Origin of the sequence: Providencia sp. 2024EL-00732 (genome assembly GCF_044006275.1) — a bacterium.
Taxonomy (GTDB): Bacteria; Pseudomonadota; Gammaproteobacteria; order Enterobacterales; family Enterobacteriaceae; genus Providencia; species Providencia huashanensis.
Genome location: NZ_JBIPDG010000004.1, coordinates 15,689 through 33,961 on the forward strand (window position 1 = coordinate 15,689; position 18,273 = coordinate 33,961).

Genomic DNA, 18,273 nt, shown 5'->3' on the forward strand with positions numbered 1-18,273 from the left:
CTTGGTTTATTTCTTTTCGCTATTTATAAAAAAAACCATCTTCAAGAAGAAGATGGTTTTTAGTTTTTGCTCAGTAGTTTAACTTATTTGGCAGCTTGTTTTGCTTCTTCAACCCAGCCATCGAAAGTGGATTGGTGTGCTTTAATCCATCCATTCACATGGCGTTCAATATCAGCTTGAGAAGCTTCTCCATTATGCATCCTTAAGTTTTGCGCATTCACATCGGCAATAGGTAATTTCATAATGGAAAACAATTTCGCCGCAGCAGGGTTATCGGCAGCCCATTTTTTATTCGCTACAATGTGCATTGTGTTTGGTGGGAAACCATAGTTTTTGCCATTAGGAAGCGTAGTATCTGTTTTTTCACCATTCGGCATTGCCGAGAAAGGCACTTCTAACCAAACTACATCACGGCCTGGTTTTAACACATCACTGATCCAGTAAGGGGTCCAGGTATAGTAGAAAATAGGTTTCCCTTCTTTGTAGCGCGTGATGGTATCGGCCATCATAGCCGCGTAGTTTCCTTGATTGTGATCGATAGATTTTTCAAGGTCGTAAGCTTTTAAATGTGTATTGATCGCAGCTTCACAGCCCCAACCGGGGTTACAGCCAGTTAAGTCCGCTTTACCGTTACCGTTAGAGTCAAATAATTTTGCGATTTTTGGGTCTTTTAATTGCTCAATGTTGGTAATGTTATATTTATCAGCGGTTTTTTTATCAATTAAATAGCCTTGTGCTGCATTGACAACATAGTCCCCTTGGCGATAAAAGGCTTTATCACCACCGGCAGCTTCATATTGTGCATCATGTAAAGGTACCCAACTTACGGCTAGGAAAGTTGCGTCTCCATTGGCAATAGAGGAATAGGCAACGTTGTAATCCACTTCTTTGATAGGGTTAATATCATAGCCGAGCTTTTCAAGGGCTTTTGAGACAATTAAGGTTTGGAATGTTTCCTCACTGATGGTGCTTTGTACAGGGTTTATTTTAATTCCTTTACCCGGTAATGACTCCGCATACGCGAGTGAAGAGCTAAGAATAGCAGTCAGGGCAGTTGCAAGAATAATTGGCTTTCTCATTATGTTTATCCTTCTATTTTGGTTCGTCGCTTGGCTTTGCAAGCGAAGAGCCAAATAATGGCTCTATCGTGGATGGAGGATGTGTTGAACGTGTTTATTTTTTACTGAATGGGCGAGTGATTAACCCAATAGGGCCTTTTTGATACCAGCGTGATAGTGCTTTGCCACGTGTATCTTGGCCTAACGATTGTGTAAAGCGGTCTAATACGATAGCAAGGATGACGATCCCAACCCCACCAACAGAGGCTAATCCCATATCTAAGCGTCCTATCCCGCGTAGAACCATTTGTCCTAAGCCCCCGACAGCAATCATAGAGGCGATCACCACCATGGATAGTGCTAACATCAATGTTTGGTTTACCCCTGCCATAATTGTCGGCATAGCTAAAGGTAACTGGACTTTGAATAGCATTTGGCTAGGGCTGGCTCCGAATGACTCTGCGGCTTCAATTAAGTCTGCTGGGACTTGTTTAATACCTAAAATGGTTAAACGAATGATCGGGGGTAATGCAAAAATAATGGTGACCACCACGCCAGGTACATTACCAATACCAAATAACATCACAATGGGGACTAGGTAGACAAACGCGGGTGTTGTTTGCATGGCATCGAGTAGTGGACGGACTACTTTTGCTGCTCTATCACTACGTGCAAGCCATATTCCGAGGGGTAACCCGATAACAATACAAAATAACAGAGACGTTAATACTAATGATAATGTGACCATGGCTTCTGACCATGCTCCGATTGCCCCGATAACAATCATTGAAACGAATGTTGCAATACCCATTGCTCTTCCTGCGAATTGCCATGCTAATAAAGCAAATAAAATAATGGCGACGGGGGAGGGCAGGGAGGTTAAAAATTGCTCGAACCCACTGAGAATAAAATCAATTGGTGCACGAATAGCTTGGAATACTGGGCGAAAATTTTGTACTACCCAATCAATACCGTGAGTTACCCACGAATCTAATGGTAACAATGTGTGCTGAAATGGGTCCATAAAGTTAAATTGATCAATTGATACGCCATCTGTTGGCGCTGCATCTAACCAGTCGTTGCTGCCAGATTCCGCTGGTGCATCTGTTGTTGGGGCATTACCCCATGGGTCATCTGAAGATGTTTGGCTATTATCGGAGCTCGCAGCCCATGGATCATCAGCAGCAGTTTCTGGGGTTTGTGTTGGGGCTTCTTGCACTGAAGCATCCGCCCATGGATCTTGCTGGTTAGTTGTTTGTTCTTGATTATGTTTACTCATTTGGCGTCTCCTTATCCAGTGCTTGCAACAGCATTCCTTTCGAAATTACCCCCAAATAACGATTTTTTTCGTTAATGACTGGTACCGCACAAGGAGCTTGCGCTACAGTTGAGATAACTTCATTCAAAGATGTATCGCCTTGAATAGGCTCGATATCGGTTAAAATTGCAGATTCAATACCGGCTTTTTCACGGAGCGCTTTTTCGAGGGATTCAACAGAAACGACACCGACAAAGGTATGACCTCGAGAGATCAAATAACCATGATAGCGGTCCTCGTCATTTAGAACTTTAAGGGCAGAACGCGGACCAAAACCCGGTGCGATATGTAAAAGAGCATCAGGTCGCCGACGAGCAATATCTTTGGCGCTAAAGACTTGGCTAATATCAACGCCACGGAAGAATGTTTTGACGTAATCATTCGCAGGGTTATTCAGAATTTCATCTGGAGTGCCTATTTGAACAACGACTCCCCCTTGCATGATGGCAATGCGATCACCAATTCTCATGGCTTCATCAAGGTCATGGGAAATAAAAACAACGGTGCGCTGTTTATCCCCTTGTAAAGAGAGCAACTCATCTTGCATTTCAGTTCGGATCAAGGGATCTAGCGCAGAAAAAGCCTCATCCATTAATAGGATATCAGGGTCATTGGCTAGTGCTCTTGCCAACCCTATACGTTGACGCATACCTCCTGACAGTTCATCAGGGTATGAGTTAGCCCATTTCTCTAGGTTGACTTGTTGAAGGGCATCCATTGCTTTTTTATGCCGTTCTTCTTTCGAAATACCAGAAAGTTCCATACCAAAAGCAGTGTTATCAATCACGTTCATATGCGGCATAAGTGCAAATGATTGAAACACCATACTGATTTTAGTTCGTCGAACTTCACGCAGTGCTTTGTCAGTAATACCGGAGATGTCTTCTCCATCAATCATGACTTGGCCACTTGTCGGTTCTATCAGGCGATTGAGGAGGCGTACCAACGTGGATTTCCCTGAGCCAGAAAGCCCCATCACGACAAAGATCTCGCCTTCTTCAATCGTCAGATTAACATCTTGAACACCTACGGTTAGGCCTGTTTTTTCAAAGATATCATCTTTACTCATTCCTGATTTCAGTAGCTTGAAGGCCGGATCAGGATTTTCCCCAAAAATTTTATATAAATTTTTAACTTCTAATTTTGTTGCCATATATTATTTACCCAACTTTCAATCAATAAGGAAGAATGATTGCCCATATTGAATGTGATTAATTCTGTCGTGATAGCTTAAACAATATTTTAAAATTGCGACTATCGGTTGAAAATTATTAGGGCAGAAATTCCTATTTTAGTTTAATGGGTTCGATCATTATGGTTTAAATTTAATTATTCCTGTTTTAGTTATTAGCAAAACTTGCAAGCAATAAACCCTAGCATAATAAAATCGACTGACAACCCTCGGTTAAGCATAATTAATCAAAAAAATCACATGCAGAAAAGACGAATTATTCTTGCTGATTAAAGAAATAATTAGCCTAATTCGTTAGTGCGTTAATTTAAGATCCTATAGGTTAACTAACTGGTGAGACTGAATTTATTAGATAGCGCATTTAATACAATCTATTGGGGTAATAAGTTTTTAATTTATTATTAATACGGATAAAAATTAACATTTAGAGTAGAAAAATAAATGTAATATACACTAGTTTATATTAATTTATCTTATCAAAAATAATTGAAATATGGATTATTTTCAAATAATTTGCCAGATTGACTCATTAAAAATGAGTAATTAAACAGATATACATATAAAAAACGAAATAAATCGTCTGTTTTTTGAGCTAAAAAATATCATGATAAATAAAATCATTATTATTCATCATGATATAGTTTTTTAGGGGATTTGCTTTGATAGATAAACTAAATTTACTGGTTTATTAGAAGTTCCAATCATCATCCTCGGTACTTACTGCCTTTCCAATAATATAAGATGAGCCAGAGCCCGAAAAGAAATCATGGTTTTCATTCGCATCTGGGGATAATGCGGATAATATTGCAGCACTAACATCTGTCACTGTATCTGGGAATAATGCTTCATAACCTAAATTCATTAATGCTTTATTCGCATTATAATGAAGGAATTTTTTTACATCTTCTGACCAACCCACCGAGTCATACAGTTCTTGCGTATACTTAACTTCATTTTCATATAAATCAAGTAATAATGAAAAAGTGAAATCTTTAATTTCTTTTTGTACTTCATTATCATATTGTTGTAATGAGTTTTGAAATTTATAGCCAATATAATATCCATGTACAGCTTCATCCCTAATAATTAATCGAATGAGGTCTGCGGTATTAGTTAATTTACCTCGACTTGACCAATACATAGGTAAATAAAACCCTGAATAAAAAAGGAATGATTCTAAAAATACACTCGCAATTTTTTTCTTCAGTGGATGTGAATTGCAATAATAAGAAAGGATGATTTTGGCTTTATTCTGTAACGCTGTATTTTCTTCACTCCAACGGTATGCGTCATCGACATCAGTGGTCGAGCACAATGTTGAAAATATTGAGCTATAAGACCGAGCGTGTACCGCTTCCATGAAGCTAATATTAGATAATACGGCTTCTTCATGAGGGGTTTGAGCATCAGGCATTAAACAAGGAGCACCAACCGTATTTTGGATGGTATCGAGTAACGTTAAGCCAGTGAATACTCGAATAGTGAGCTGTTTTTCTGCCGCAGTAAGCGTGTTCCAAGATGGTGTGTCATTGGAGAGCGGGATTTTTTCAGGTAACCAAAAGTTGGTGGTTAACCGGTTCCAAACTTCTAAATCTTTATCGTCTTGAAGTCGGTTCCAGTTGATAGCTTTAACAGGTGTATAAGATGTGCTGGTGGTCATTTGATTTTTTCCTATTACAGAGTGCAAGATACGCAGCCTTCGACTTCGGTTCCTTCTAGGGCGGTTTGGCGTAACCTAATGTAATACAGTGTTTTTATCCCTTTTCGCCATGCATATATTTGCGCACGATTGATATCGCGGGTAGTGGCATCATCTTTAAAAAATAGGGTTAAAGATAAACCTTGGTCAACATGTTGAGTGGCCATTGCATAGGTATCAATAATTTTTTCTGGCCCGATTTGGTAAGCATCTTGGTAATACTCTAGATTTTTGTTATCCATAAAAGGAGCCGGGTAGTAGACGCGCCCAATTTTACCTTCTTTACGAATTTCTATTCGTGAAACGATAGGATGAATGCTAGATGTTGAATTATTAATATAGGAAATTGAACCTGTCGGAGGGATAGCTTGCAGATTCTGGTTGTAAATTCCGTGGGTCATAATTGACTGTTTCAAGGCTAGCCAATCTTCACGACTTGGAATTTCGATACCCGAACGTCGGAATAATTCCTGCACATTCTGTGTTTTTGGTAACCAAAGGTTGTTGATATATTTATCGAAATATTCACCAGAGGCATATGTAGAGTGTTCAAAGCCAACAAATGCAGTTTTTCTTTCTCTGGCTAATTGGTTGGATGTTTTTAGCGCATAATAAGTGACACAGTAAAAATAAATATTGGTAAAATCCAACGCTTCTTCAGAACCATAATGAATGTGCTCCCTTGCAAGGTAGCCATGTAAATTCATTTGCCCTAAGCCAATGGCATGGGATTGGCGGTTACCTTGTGCAATAGAAGGGACTGAGCGTATATCACTCATATCTGAAACTGCACTTAAAGCCCGCACAGCAGCCTCAATAGACTGAGCAAAATTAGGGGAGTCCATTGTTTTAGCGATATTCATTGAACCTAAGTTACAGCTAATATCTTTACCAATCTGTTGGTAGCTTAAATCATCTTCATAAGTACTAGGGCGATTAACTTGCAGTATTTCCGAACACAAGTTGCTCATATTAATTCGCCCTGCGATTGGGTTGGCCCGGTTGGCAGTGTCCTCGAAGAGAATATAAGGATATCCCGATTCAAATTGAATTTCAGCTAAGGTTTGGAAAAATTCTCGCGCATTAATTTTGTATTTTTTGATCCCCTTGTTATTTACCATTTCATGGTATTTCTCTGTCACACTAATTTCGGACATTGGAACACCATATATGCGTTCAATATCATAAGGAGAGAACAAATACATATCTTGATTATCTTTTGCTAACTGGAAAGTGATATCAGGAATAACAACCCCTAGAGAAAGCGTTTTGATGCGTATTTTTTCATCGGCATTTTCCCGTTTAGTATCAAGAAAACGCATAATGTCAGGATGATGCGCGTGTAAATAAACGGCTCCGGCACCTTGACGAGCCCCTAATTGGTTAGCGTAGGAAAAGGCATCTTCTAGCATTTTCATGACAGGGACTACACCAGATGATTGATTCTCAATCAATTTTATTGGAGCGCCTTGTTCACGTAAGTTGCTCATTAAAAATGCGACACCACCGCCACGCTTGGATAATTGTAATGCTGAATTTACGGAGCGACCGATGGATTCCATGTTGTCTTCGATTCTCAAAAGAAAACAAGAAATTAGTTCACCTCTTTGCTTTTTACCGCAATTCAGGAATGTGGGGGTAGCAGGTTGAAAACGACCGCTGATGATCTCATCCACATATAACATCGCGAGGCTTTCTGAGCCTTGTGCAAGTGTTAATGCCACCATACAGACACGATCTTCATAACGCTCTAAATAACGTTTACCATCAAAGGTTTTTAGGGTATAGCTGGTGTAATATTTGAAGGCACCTAAAAAAGTCTGGAAACGAAATTTATGCGCATAAGCTTGTTTAAATAATGATTTGATAAACTCAAAATCATATTGACCTAATACGCTACTTTCGTAATAGTTTTCTTGCACTAAGAAATCTAATTTTTCTTTTAAGTCATGAAAAAATACAGTGTTTTGATTTACATGTTGCCTAAAATAATGATGTGCAGCTTCCTTGTCTTTATCAAATTGAATGTGGCCTTTGCTATCATATAAATTCAACATAGCATTAAGTGCGTGATAGTCTATATCAGTGGTATTTTGCATTTTATCCATTTTGAAATAACTCTAGTTGTCAGTACGCTGCCAAAATATTTGAAGGCCTTGCTTAACGGATTGAACATCTTTTTCTGTGCCAAGAAGCTCAAAACGGTAAAGGTAAGGAATACGGCACTTTTGCGCGACAATATCCCCAGCAATGGCATAGGCATCGCCAAAGTTGGTGTTACCCGCAGCGATCACTCCACGGATAAGTGAGCGATTGGCTTCAATATTTAGAAATTGGATCACTTCTTTTGGGACGGCACCCTTTAAGCCTCCACCACCATAAGTAGGCAGCAACAAAACATAAGGTTTTGTTGCAATTAGGCTGTTTTCTTGGCGACCAATGGGGAGCCGTGTTGCTGGAAGGCCTAACTTTTTAACAAAGCGATGGCAATTTCCAGAACGACTGGAAAAATAGATAAGCGCTTCCGTTGCCATAAGAACCTCTAGGCCGCTAATAAGCTAATCATATCTGGACGAAACCCAGACCAATGTTTGTCCCCAGCAATGACTACTGGGACTTGTTGATAGCCTAATTTTTTAACTAGCTCAAGGGCTTGGTCATCTTGAGTGAGGTCAATTACCTGATAGGAAATTTGTTTGCGATCTAGCGCTTGGTATGTTGCATTACATTGAACGCAATTAGGCTTACTATAAATGGTAATCTCAGTCATATTATTTACCTTTTGATTTTTTAACGTGTCATAGCCAACAAGATTAATAAGTAAATACTATATATGGGTGAGTTATTTATCAACCATACAATATGTAGTGGATATGAAAAGTTGAATGATAATTATTCTAATTATTTGCTAGGTTGTTATTAACATTGAAAATAAAAAATAAGTGGATTTAGTGATTCAGTTGGTGACACTAAGAAAAAAGATTATTGCAAAGCGGAAATAATTTACTCTATAACTGTATATACAATCAGGTAATTGATTCCTTTTAAGGAGATACTATGTACCATCAATATTTAGAAACACCGGAAAAGTTTCCTAAACCGTGGATCCATATTACGGCTGATGATGACGGAATAACGAGCCTGTACTTTGTTGAAGAAAAAACAGAAAAAGAAATTAAGAATGAACACTCCAAACTTTGCGTGAAAGAGTTAAAAGAATATTTTAGTCATAAAAGAAAAGTTTTTACGGTTGCTTTAAATCCTCAGGGAACTGAGTTTCAAAAGAAAGTTTGGAAGCATTTATGTGGGATACCTTATGGTGAGCGATGGAGCTATAAGGATTTGGCTTTAAAGTTAGGTTCTGTAAATTACTGTCGTGCTGTTGGAATGGCTAATTCACGTAACCCCATTTCTTTAATTGTACCTTGTCATCGTGTATTAGGGCATGATGGAAAGCTAGTCGGTTATACTGGCGGCCTAGATATTAAAGGTTGGTTACTATTGCATGAGAAGTAATATCTAAATAATTCACTATAGCTAATACTATTAGTTGTAATAATTGCTATTTGTAAGAATTATGGGTGGAATTTGCACAGATAATACCGATAAATAATATATTTTTACTTTTTTAGTCAATTTTCGTGATCTAGGTTGTAGACAAGTAACTTAGATATCTGATGTACTGAGCCTGATACAGATGGTGTGTCTATTTTATTTTAAAGGTAATAATTTGATGTCTAAAGTTAAAGGTAACGTTAAGTGGTTCAACGAGTCTAAAGGTTTTGGTTTTATCACTCCAGAAGATGGTAGCAAAGATGTATTTGTGCACTTTTCTGCGATTGCAAGCGAAGGTTTCAAAACCTTAGCGGAAGGCCAGAAAGTCGAATTTGAAATCACTGAAGGTGCTAAAGGCCCATCTGCTGTTAACGTTGTCTCTCTGTAATTTTAATAATTAACAATTAGAAACTAACAGCTATAAACTCGCTCTAGTTAACTGGGGCGAGTTTTTTATTAAGCAGTAAAAGACAAGAGCCGGATTTAAACAAATAGGTTGAACCCGGCTTTATAGAAATAATGTAGCGTACCAAAAAGCTAGGGGGTTATTTGACCTCTTCACCTTTAGCTTGTAAGTCTGCATGGTAAGACGAGCGTACAAAAGGCCCACAAGCTGCGTGGGTGAAGCCCATTGCCATTGCCTCTTCTTTCATTTCGTCAAACTCTGCTGGGCTAACATAGCGTTTTACAGGCAGATGATGGCGACTCGGTTGCAAGTATTGACCAAGCGTTAGCATTGTTACGCCATGACGGCGTAAATCACGCATAACTTCAATAATTTCGGCGTTCGTTTCGCCTAACCCAACCATTAGCCCTGATTTAGTTGGGATATCAGGGTGCGCTTCTTTAAATTTTTCGAGTAATTTTAATGACCATTCATAATTCGCGCCTGGGCGAACTTGGCGATAAACGCGTGGTACGTTTTCAAGATTATGGTTAAAGACATCTGGTGGCGTTGCGGTCAGAATTTCTAGTGCGCGATCCATACGCCCACGAAAGTCAGGGACTAATGTTTCAATTTTAATTGAAGGGTTTTTTTCGCGAATAGCACGAATACAATCCGCAAAGTGCTGTGCGCCACCATCACGTAGGTCGTCTCGGTCCACAGAAGTAATAACGACATACCGTAATGCCATATCTTTGATTGTTTGCGCTAATTTTTCTGGCTCATTGGCATCTGGCGCGTTTGGACGACCGTGGGCAACATCACAGAATGGGCAACGTCGAGTACAGATAGCACCTAAGATCATAAAGGTTGCTGTACCATGGTTAAAGCACTCGGAAAGGTTTGGGCAGGAGGCTTCTTCACATACCGAATGTAGACCATTTTTACGCATAGCGGCTTTAATGCCTTGAATACGAGTTGAGTCAGCGGGAAGCCTAATTTTCATCCAGTCAGGTTTACGTAGAATTTCTTCTCGTTCAGTCACAACGTTTTTGACAGGGATCAGCGCCATTTTGTCGGCGTCACGATATTTAATTCCGCGTTCTATCTGAATTGGTTTACTCATAATATGACGGTTCCAGTTATCTTTTATGCTGATGGATAATTTTTAATTCTAAATAAAACCGAATGGAAAGCCGTAACCCATTCATTAAAAAATAGTTTAAAAATGTTAAAAAATTATAGCATTATTATTGAACAATATGAAATCCTAGTGTGTCACAGAATTGACGGATTAGCACAGGCTGAACATCAGATAATGACACTTTGGGAGCAAGATCACTAATCTGAGTCATCTTTAATTCACTGTAACCACAAGGGTTTATACGGTTAAATGGCTCAAGGTCCATATCGATATTTAAAGCAAGCCCATGGAAAGAACAGCCTTGCCTAATGCGTAAACCAAGAGAACAAATTTTGTCCCCGTTAACATATACACCGGGCGCATCGGGGCGAGGGTAAGCTTCGATATGAAAATGGGCGAGGGTATTCACAACCGTGTTTTCTAGTGCGGTGACTAACTCACGCACACCAAGTTTATTGCGTTTTAAGTCTAGCATAACATACATGACTTGCTGGCCGGGGCCATGGTAGGTAACTTGGCCCCCCCGATCACTTTGAATGACTGGGATATTGCCAGGAGCAAGTACGTGCTCGGCTTTACCGGCTTGGCCTTGAGTAAATACTCGGGGGTGTTCAACGAGCCAAATTTCGTCGCAGGTTTCAGGCGTACGGCATTGCGTAAATTGGTGCATCGCATCAGAAACGGGTTGGTAAGGCGCGAGGCCAAGTTGGCGGATGATTATACTTCTGTCTGACAAAATTAAGCGTCCACGTTGTCATTATCGTTAGGTCAGTATAACGCCTATGTTTGTTACACATCAAGTTGTCAAGGTATTAGCTTGTTGTATATAAGTGAGTAGATACAGAATTAATGGTTAGCAATGATAATTTTTAAATCTCGGCTGTATTTTGGCATAAAAAACCCCCAGTAATTGGTTGTCCAGCTATTGGGGGTCACTTCACTATTTGGTTTTTTATTTACTCGTTGATTAAAGCACAACTTTAACTAATTCTAATGCGCCTAATTCGCTATACAAGGTTTCAACCTGTTCGATATGTGTTGCATTAATAGTAATAGAAACTGAGTGATAGTTGCCTTTGCTACTTGGTTTCACATCGGGAGAGTAATCACCAGGCGCATGACGCTGAACAACTTCAATCACTTGATCAACCAACTCAGGCTGTGCCAAGCCCATCACTTTGTAAGTTAATGGACATGGGAACTCAAGCAGTTCACCTAATTTCGTTTTCATGGGCACTCCTAATTTTTTAAATTGTGTCGCTGGTTGAAAAAGATTGGCTGGTATTAAACCAGCCAATCAAAAGTATTCATCCAACAAACATTTCGATGCTTACTATATGGGGGTGATTTATTTTTGTTTCAAGCCCTAGCCAAACCAACGGTGAAATAATAGTTTGATATAGTCAATTAATCGGCTGAAAAAGCCACCTTCTTCAACATCTTTTAGAACGGCTAAAGGGTGTTGTTCAATAGTTTTTCCATCGAGCTGGAAGCTGATCGTACCGACTTGCTGACCTTTGGTCAAAGGCGCTTGTAATTCTGTCGTTGACAGTTCATAGCTGGCTTTTAAATCTTTTAACCGTCCCCGAGGTATCGTTAAGTATAGGTCATCCACTACACCTAATTTCACTTCATTTTCATCACCAAACCAAACAGGAACACTCGCAAAATCAACGTTAGCTTGTAATGGTTTAACTGTTTCATAGAAACGGAAACCATAAGTGAGTAATTTTTTACTTTCAGCATCACGTCCTTTGCTGCTTTTCCCACCCATCACAACGGAAATTAAACGCATATCACCATCTGTTGCGGATGCAACAAGGTTGAAACCTGCGGCATTTGTGTGACCTGTTTTGATCCCATCAACAGCAAGGCTCTTATCCCACAACAAACCGTTACGGTTAATTTGGCGGATGTTGTTAAAGGTAAATTCTTTTTCTTTGTAAATGGCATATTCTTCTGGTACATCACGTACTAAAGCTTGACCAATAAGCGCCATATCACGTGCGGAGCTATACTGGCCTTCTGCATCTAAGCCATGAACAGTTTCAAAATGGGTGTTTTTCAAACCTAATTTATTCACATATCCATTCATTAATTGAACAAAATTGGTTTGATCTCCAGCGATATAATCAGCCATTGCAACACAAGCATCGTTACCTGATTGCAGGTTAATCCCACGAGTCAGTTGAGAAACGCTGACTCGATCTCCTGGTTTTAAGAACATCAAGGATGAGCCTTTAAACACAGGGTTACCGGTTGCCCATGCATCATTACCCACGGTGACTATGTCATTTGCACCAATTTTACCTGATTTAATCGCCTGACCAATAACATAACTGGTCATCATCTTGGTTAAACTGGCTGGGTCACGACGCTGATCCGCATTACTTTCAGCGAGGACTTTTCCTGAATTATAATCAATGAGTATATAGGCTTCAGCATCTATGGCTGGTGCTGCGGGAATTGAAGTGTTTGGAAAGCTGTCATTGGCATTTGCAATACTGGCAGTCAAAAGAAGCAGAGCAGAACCCAGCACTGTATAACGCACGATGCGTGATGGAGCGACATTATTCATGGTTTTACCATTTACATCCGAAATTCGGTTAACACAAGGAGGCGCAGTTTAGCAAAAGAATAGGGCAAGAAAAAAGCCACTTTTGCGCTCCACCAATTATTTTTGTCAGTTTGATACAGTCATACTTTAGGCCCCATCAACATCATCACAATGTTGAGAGACCTAAAATGTTTGGTATGTATTCAGATTTAAGGTGCGACTACCATCGAAGTTTGGTTTTTTTCTGATTGTAGACGGCCCTGTACTTCAACAGCTTGTTGTCGAGTACTAAACGGCCCTAATTGAACCCGGTAGATACCATTGTAGGGTTGTAAACGCCCAGGAACATTAAATTGTGTTTTTAGTTCATCCAGCATTTTTTGTGCGTTCGGTTGGCTGCTAATTGCACCCGCTTGGACTAAAAAGCCACGCTCAGGCACCGCTTCTTCGGCCGCGGGTTGTGGCTCTGGCGTAGGGGTTTGTAAGCTCATATCAGGCATCACTGGTTGCATAGGTTCTTTGGGCTGTTGGACAGGCAACGCATTTTCTGGCGTTGGTAAGTTTTCCATCACAGGCGTTCCCATAGGGCCTGAACCTAGCTGTGGGCGCCCAGGTAGTGCATAGCTCTGCTTAACAAAATTAGAGCCGACAGTACCGGTACCAGAAAGTGTACCGTCTTGGGCGACTTGGATAGCGTCTATTTTAATCTTAGTGGTTGGTAATAAATTTAAGCGGTCAGCCGCAGCCCGAGAAATAGCAATGCTTTTACCTTGCATATAAGGGCCACGGTCGTTGACTCGAACCACCATCATGCGGCCATTCATCATATTGGTAATACGCACATAACTAGGGATTGGCAAAGTCGGGTGTGCTGCGGTTAATTCTACGGGGTTAACTCGTTCACCAATGGCAGTCATATTGCCTGTTGATTCAGCACCATAAATTGAAGCGTAGCCAACTTGGCTAAATTGTGCCGGGTCACGTACGATTTGGTATTGCTGGCCATTACGTGAGTAATCACTATTTGCTGTTGGGTGATATGGCTCATAATGAGGTTCAGCACCTAATACATCTTGAGTGGGCACATTGGTTGGCACTTGGGCGGGTTGCTTAACCTCTTCTGTAACACAGCCACTAAGTAGCGCGGCAGTGACACCAAGCATTATCCATTGTAAACGCATACTAAGCCTCATTTTATAAACTTTTTGAAAGGAATCTTCGGTGTGTATGTATCGACATGATAATACCGAATCCAGCCATTAAAACAATTAAGGCAGAACCGCCATAACTCACTAAGGGGAGGGGAACGCCAACGACAGGTAATATACCACTGACCATGCCGATATTCACAAACACATATACAAAAAGGATTAAGATCAAACCACCAACCATCACTCGACCAAAGGTATTTTGTGCGCTGGCGGCAATATAGAGCCCGCGGATAATCAGCAAAATATATAAGCCAAGAAGGATAAGAACACCGACTAAGCCAAGTTCTTCGGCTAATACAGCAAAAATAAAGTCAGTGTGCCTTTCAGGTAAAAATTCAAGTTGTGATTGTGTACCGTGCAGCCAACCTTTCCCCATTAACCCACCAGAACCAATCGCAATTTTTGATTGAATAATATGGTAGCCCGCACCTAATGGGTCAGTTTCTGGGTCCAATAACATCATGACACGAGCCCGTTGGTAGCCATGCATCAAGAAGAACCACAGCAATGGAATGAAGGCCGCTAGGGCGATAGCAGCAATAGCAATCAGCCGCCAACTCATCCCAGCAAGAAATAAGACAAATAACCCCGAAGCCGCCACAAGGATTGATGTTCCAAGGTCAGGCTGTGCAGCCACTAATAATGTCGGTACAAAAATGAGGACGAGTGCAATCAGTGTATTTTTAAATGAAGGGGGACACAAATCACGATTCATAAAGCGGGCAACCATAAGTGGCACCGCTATCTTTGCAATTTCTGAAGGTTGGAAACGAATAAAACCGAGGTCTAGCCAACGTTGGGCCCCTTTACTGATTTGCCCAAACACATCGACAAAAACTAATAAAATGACACAAAAGATAAACAGATGTGGAGCCCAATTTTCATACATTCGAGGGGGAATTTGAGCCATAACGATCATTACAATAAAGCCAGAAGCTATTTGCCCTAGCTTTCGCTCCATCATTTCAGGGTCTTGACCACTAGCGCTCCACATAATAAACGCGCTATAGGCAAGCAATGCCATGATAATTAATAGCATAGGCACATCTATGTGCAGACGTGTTGATAATGAAATTTTTTTCTTATCGTCTGTCATCTTTTTTATAGCTCACTGTATTTGGTTGAAGCTGATAGCTTGAACGGGACATCAGCGGTCCTCCCCAGCGCTAGTTGGTGAGGTGGCAATTTCTGTACGGTTATCACCAAGAAGAACATGGTCAAATATTTGCCGCACTATGTCCCCTACAGAAGGACCTGCGCCGCCATTTTCTAAAATAATAGTGACAGCGATAGTTGGCTTATCATAAGGCGCATAAGCAATCATCAATTTATGGTCACGCAAGTGCTCGGCGAGTTTACTTGCATTATAGGTTTCATAACTAAAGACTTGAGCCGTTCCAGACTTCGCGGCAGCTTTATAAGGGGTACCGATAAAACTACGACGACCTGTACCATTAGGTGCATTGGCTACGCCATACATCCCCTGTTTAGCGAGTTCCCAATAACCCGAATGAATGTCCCCAATTTGAGTGGTTTCTTTATCTTCATAAGGCACCATGGCATTACCAAGTTTGGTGCCATAAAGTAAGTGAGGCGTTTTGACCTGACCGTCATTGATTAAGGTCATTAAGGCCTTTGACATTTGAATTGGGGTAGCAGTCCAATAGCCTTGGCCGATCCCGACTGGAATAGTATCCCCTTGGTACCAAGGTTTCTTATAACGTTTTTGTTTCCACTCACGAGTAGGCATAATGCCTGAACGCTCTTCGGCAAGGTCGATCCCAGTGTACTCGCCAAAGCCAAAGCGGGTCATCCATACAGAGAGACGGTCAATACCCATATCATAGGCAACTTGGTAGAAGAAGGTATCTGCAGACTCAATAATAGATTTCATCACATTCAGCTTACCATGGCCCCAGCGTTTCCAATCTCGGTAGCGTTTTTCTGAGCCGGGGAGTTGCCACCAACCGGGGTCAAATATTGTGGTGTTGGGCGTGATGACTTTTTCACTCAATGCGGCAACAGAAATAAAGGGTTTTACGGTTGAGGCTGGGGGGTAAAGCCCTTGGGTTGTTCGGTTAATCAACGGCCTATCAGGGTTATTCAGTAACGCTTGGTAATCTTTGTTTGAGATACCGTTGACGAACAGGTTTGAGTCATAGCTTGGGTTAGAAACCAGCGCCAGTATTTCCCCGTTGCGTGGGTCTGTCACTACGACAGCAGCACGGCTAGTGGTTAATAATTTTTCAATATAGATTTGTAACTCGAGATCAATCGTTAAATAGATATCCCGGCCAGCTTGAGGCGGTTGTTCATGAAGCTGGCGAATAACCCGCCCTCGGCTGTTAACTTCGACTTCTTCATAGCCTGTTTTACCGTGTAATACACTTTCATAATAACGCTCGATGCCTAATTTACCAATATCATGGCTAGCCGCATAGTTGGGTAATAACCCGTCTTTATCAAGGCGCTCGATGTCTTTATCATTAATTTTAGCGACGTAGCCGATGACATGGGTCAATGCAGAACCATATGGATAGGAGCGACGTTGATAACTTTTAACTTCTAAACCGGGGAAGTGGTATTGGTTTACGGCAAAGCGAGCCACTTGAACTTCATTTAATTGTGTTTTTAAGGCGATAGAGGTAAAACGACGTGAGCGCTTACGTTCTTTTTCAAAATTAGCAATATCCTCATCGGTTAAATCAACGATATCACGAAGTTTGTCTAAGGTTTCTTGTAGGTTATCGACTTTCTCTGGCACGATTTCTAACTGATAAAAAGTGCTATTTAGGGCGAGCTGTGTTCCTTGCCGATCGTAGATAATGCCACGGCTTGGTGCAATGGGCACCAATTTGATTCGGTTATCATTAGAGCGAGTTTGGTAATCCTCATGGCGAACAATTTGTAAATGGTACAAATTGGTCACGAGGATCGAGGTTAAAATGACAATCACGCCGAAAGCAATAAGCGCTCGGCGGATAAACAAAACAGATTCTGCGGTGTGGTCGCGAAAAGGGGTGCGTTGTGTTTTCATCCCATTGCCATTTTGAACTTATTCAAACCAAACTATTCCCTATGATAAGGGTGATTAGTCGTAATACTCCATGCGCGATAAAGACTTTCGGCAACAAGGACACGAACTAGTGGGTGAGGAAGCGTAAGTGGTGATAATGACCAACTTTGCTCAGCCGCCGCCTTACAAGCGGGAGCTAGCCCTTCGGGACCACCGATCAATAAGCTGACATTACGGCCATCTTGTTTCCACTTATCCAATTGAATGGCCAGTTTGGGAGTATCCCAGCGATCTCCTGGAATATCCAAGGTGACAATACGGTTTCCTTTACCCACGGCTGCGAGCATTAACTCGCCTTCTTTTTCTAAAATGCGTTTTATATCTGCGTTTTTCCCGCGTTTCCCAGCGGGTATCTCCGTTAATTCAAACGGCATATCTTTAGGGAAACGGTGGAGGTAATCCATAAAGCCGGTCTGGACCCAGTCCGGCATTTTTGTTCCAACGGCGATGAGTTGTAATTTCAAACTCAGCTCCAGAGTTTTTCTAATTCGTACATGCGGCGGCTTTCGTCTTGCATAATATGCACAATAGCATCACCTAGGTCTACTACGATCCAATCAGAAATGCCTTGCCCTTCAACACCTAATGGCATTAAACCATTTTTACGGCAGGCATCTATTAACCGGTCAGCGACAGACATCAGATGGCGGCTTGATGTCCCTGTACAGATGATCATCTGATCGGTAATACTTGATTTCCCTTGAACATCGATAGTGATAATGTCTTCTGCTTTGGCATCATCAAGCTGATCGATAATAAATTGTTGGAGTTCAGTTCCTTGCAAAAGGTTCACCTTTCATTCAAATAAACAGAATATTACATTAAACACTGTTTGTAGTTTGTAGATAAAGCGTTTGCTGATAGCTAATGAATCAAAATCATTCTCAGCGAAGCCATTTTACCCTAGATTTTAAGAAAAATCGGCTAAATTCTTTTTTATTCATTATGGAGTGAAATTTATAGGGATATCTGCTCACTTGAGCAAGAGGTTTGTGTTAACTTTACAAAATAACTCAACAAATTCGCACCCTAGCAAATATTTTAGAGTGAGATGGATATTGTGCAAATAATGAAGCCA

Annotated in this window: 18 protein-coding genes; 2 read left to right on the forward strand and 16 right to left on the reverse strand. The window is 40.8% G+C overall.

Features of this window, described 5'->3' with window-relative positions:
• Positions 1-83: 83 nt before the first annotated feature.
• The 7 genes from proX to nrdH form a co-directional block, all read right to left on the reverse strand.
• Positions 84-1,079: a glycine betaine/L-proline ABC transporter substrate-binding protein ProX gene (gene proX / locus ACHB7C_RS08385; RefSeq protein WP_042848394.1), complete on the reverse strand. Its 996-nt coding sequence runs from the start codon at positions 1,077-1,079 to the stop codon at positions 84-86.
• 94 nt (positions 1,080-1,173) lie between these two features.
• On the reverse strand, positions 1,174-2,337 hold the full coding sequence (gene proW / locus ACHB7C_RS08390; protein ID WP_042848392.1) for a glycine betaine/L-proline ABC transporter permease ProW: 1,164 nt from the start codon (positions 2,335-2,337) through the stop codon (positions 1,174-1,176).
• The gene (gene proV, locus ACHB7C_RS08395) at positions 2,330-3,529 is read right to left on the reverse strand and encodes a glycine betaine/L-proline ABC transporter ATP-binding protein ProV (protein WP_042848391.1); all 1,200 of its coding nucleotides are present in this window, start codon (positions 3,527-3,529) and stop codon (positions 2,330-2,332) included. The genes proW and proV overlap by 8 nt, the downstream gene beginning before the upstream one ends.
• Positions 3,530-4,256: 727 nt before the next feature.
• Positions 4,257-5,243, reverse strand: coding sequence for a class 1b ribonucleoside-diphosphate reductase subunit beta (gene nrdF, locus ACHB7C_RS08400; protein WP_261984780.1), 987 nt, complete (start codon positions 5,241-5,243; stop codon positions 4,257-4,259).
• Entirely contained in the window at positions 5,243-7,375 is a 2,133-nt protein-coding gene (gene nrdE / locus ACHB7C_RS08405; RefSeq protein ID WP_071547823.1) for a class 1b ribonucleoside-diphosphate reductase subunit alpha, read from the reverse strand. The genes nrdF and nrdE overlap by 1 nt, the downstream gene beginning before the upstream one ends.
• A 12-nt stretch (positions 7,376-7,387) precedes the next feature.
• On the reverse strand, positions 7,388-7,801 hold the full coding sequence (gene nrdI / locus ACHB7C_RS08410) for a class Ib ribonucleoside-diphosphate reductase assembly flavoprotein NrdI (RefSeq protein WP_042848388.1): 414 nt from the start codon (positions 7,799-7,801) through the stop codon (positions 7,388-7,390).
• An 8-nt stretch (positions 7,802-7,809) separates the two neighbouring features.
• The gene (nrdH, locus tag ACHB7C_RS08415; protein WP_042848387.1) at positions 7,810-8,037 is read right to left on the reverse strand and encodes a glutaredoxin-like protein NrdH; all 228 of its coding nucleotides are present in this window, start codon (positions 8,035-8,037) and stop codon (positions 7,810-7,812) included.
• A 287-nt stretch (positions 8,038-8,324) separates the two neighbouring features.
• On the opposite strand from nrdH, the gene ACHB7C_RS08420 reads away from it, so the two are divergent.
• On the forward strand, positions 8,325-8,783 hold the full coding sequence (locus ACHB7C_RS08420; protein WP_042848385.1) for a methylated-DNA--[protein]-cysteine S-methyltransferase: 459 nt from the start codon (positions 8,325-8,327) through the stop codon (positions 8,781-8,783).
• 217 nt (positions 8,784-9,000) lie between these two features.
• Positions 9,001-9,210, forward strand: a complete 210-nt coding sequence (gene cspE / locus ACHB7C_RS08425; protein ID WP_014657708.1) for a transcription antiterminator/RNA stability regulator CspE — start codon at positions 9,001-9,003, stop codon at positions 9,208-9,210.
• Between the two features lie 157 nt (positions 9,211-9,367).
• On the opposite strand, the gene lipA is transcribed toward cspE, so the two are convergent.
• The 9 genes from lipA to rsfS form a co-directional block, all read right to left on the reverse strand.
• Positions 9,368-10,333: a lipoyl synthase gene (gene lipA / locus ACHB7C_RS08430; RefSeq protein WP_042848383.1), complete on the reverse strand. Its 966-nt coding sequence runs from the start codon at positions 10,331-10,333 to the stop codon at positions 9,368-9,370.
• 124 nt (positions 10,334-10,457) lie between these two features.
• Positions 10,458-11,072: a lipoyl(octanoyl) transferase LipB gene (lipB, locus tag ACHB7C_RS08435; protein ID WP_395347214.1), complete on the reverse strand. Its 615-nt coding sequence runs from the start codon at positions 11,070-11,072 to the stop codon at positions 10,458-10,460.
• Positions 11,073-11,318: 246 nt separating this feature from the next.
• Complete coding sequence (gene ybeD / locus ACHB7C_RS08440) at positions 11,319-11,582, reverse strand: DUF493 family protein YbeD (RefSeq protein WP_042848378.1); 264 nt, start codon at positions 11,580-11,582, stop codon at positions 11,319-11,321.
• Positions 11,583-11,717: 135 nt separating this feature from the next.
• On the reverse strand, positions 11,718-12,929 hold the full coding sequence (gene dacA, locus ACHB7C_RS08445) for a D-alanyl-D-alanine carboxypeptidase DacA (RefSeq protein WP_042848376.1): 1,212 nt from the start codon (positions 12,927-12,929) through the stop codon (positions 11,718-11,720).
• Between the two features lie 188 nt (positions 12,930-13,117).
• Positions 13,118-14,089 (reverse strand): endolytic peptidoglycan transglycosylase RlpA, encoded by a 972-nt coding sequence (gene rlpA / locus ACHB7C_RS08450; RefSeq protein WP_048606341.1) that lies wholly within the window; start codon positions 14,087-14,089, stop codon positions 13,118-13,120.
• 13 nt (positions 14,090-14,102) lie between these two features.
• Entirely contained in the window at positions 14,103-15,215 is a 1,113-nt protein-coding gene (mrdB, locus tag ACHB7C_RS08455; protein WP_042848373.1) for a peptidoglycan glycosyltransferase MrdB, read from the reverse strand.
• A gap of 51 nt (positions 15,216-15,266) precedes the next feature.
• Positions 15,267-17,156, reverse strand: coding sequence for a peptidoglycan DD-transpeptidase MrdA (gene mrdA / locus ACHB7C_RS08460; protein ID WP_042848372.1), 1,890 nt, complete (start codon positions 17,154-17,156; stop codon positions 15,267-15,269).
• A gap of 32 nt (positions 17,157-17,188) precedes the next feature.
• A complete protein-coding gene (gene rlmH, locus ACHB7C_RS08465; RefSeq protein WP_048606343.1) occupies positions 17,189-17,659 on the reverse strand; it encodes a 23S rRNA (pseudouridine(1915)-N(3))-methyltransferase RlmH in 471 nt (156 codons plus the stop codon).
• A 2-nt stretch (positions 17,660-17,661) separates the two neighbouring features.
• Positions 17,662-17,988 (reverse strand): ribosome silencing factor, encoded by a 327-nt coding sequence (gene rsfS / locus ACHB7C_RS08470; protein WP_080750930.1) that lies wholly within the window; start codon positions 17,986-17,988, stop codon positions 17,662-17,664.
• Positions 17,989-18,273: the final 285 nt, after the last annotated feature.

Bases quoted from the DNA above. Each gene is read 5' to 3' on its own strand.
- proX (WP_042848394.1), bottom strand. From the start codon at position 1,079: ATGAGAAAGCCAATTATTCTTGCAACTGCCCTGACTGCTATTCTTAGC.
- proW (WP_042848392.1), bottom strand. From the start codon at position 2,337: ATGAGTAAACATAATCAAGAACAAACAACTAACCAGCAAGATCCATGG.
- proV (WP_042848391.1), bottom strand. From the start codon at position 3,529: ATGGCAACAAAATTAGAAGTTAAAAATTTATATAAAATTTTTGGGGAA.
- nrdE (WP_071547823.1), bottom strand. From the start codon at position 7,375: ATGGATAAAATGCAAAATACCACTGATATAGACTATCACGCACTTAAT.
- nrdI (WP_042848388.1), bottom strand. From the start codon at position 7,801: ATGGCAACGGAAGCGCTTATCTATTTTTCCAGTCGTTCTGGAAATTGC.
- nrdH (WP_042848387.1), bottom strand. From the start codon at position 8,037: ATGACTGAGATTACCATTTATAGTAAGCCTAATTGCGTTCAATGTAAT.
- ACHB7C_RS08420 (WP_042848385.1), top strand. From the start codon at position 8,325: ATGTACCATCAATATTTAGAAACACCGGAAAAGTTTCCTAAACCGTGG.
- cspE (WP_014657708.1), top strand. From the start codon at position 9,001: ATGTCTAAAGTTAAAGGTAACGTTAAGTGGTTCAACGAGTCTAAAGGT.
- lipA (WP_042848383.1), bottom strand. From the start codon at position 10,333: ATGAGTAAACCAATTCAGATAGAACGCGGAATTAAATATCGTGACGCC.
- ybeD (WP_042848378.1), bottom strand. From the start codon at position 11,582: ATGAAAACGAAATTAGGTGAACTGCTTGAGTTCCCATGTCCATTAACT.
- dacA (WP_042848376.1), bottom strand. From the start codon at position 12,929: ATGAATAATGTCGCTCCATCACGCATCGTGCGTTATACAGTGCTGGGT.
- rlpA (WP_048606341.1), bottom strand. From the start codon at position 14,089: ATGCGTTTACAATGGATAATGCTTGGTGTCACTGCCGCGCTACTTAGT.
- mrdB (WP_042848373.1), bottom strand. From the start codon at position 15,215: ATGACAGACGATAAGAAAAAAATTTCATTATCAACACGTCTGCACATA.
- mrdA (WP_042848372.1), bottom strand. From the start codon at position 17,156: ATGAAAACACAACGCACCCCTTTTCGCGACCACACCGCAGAATCTGTT.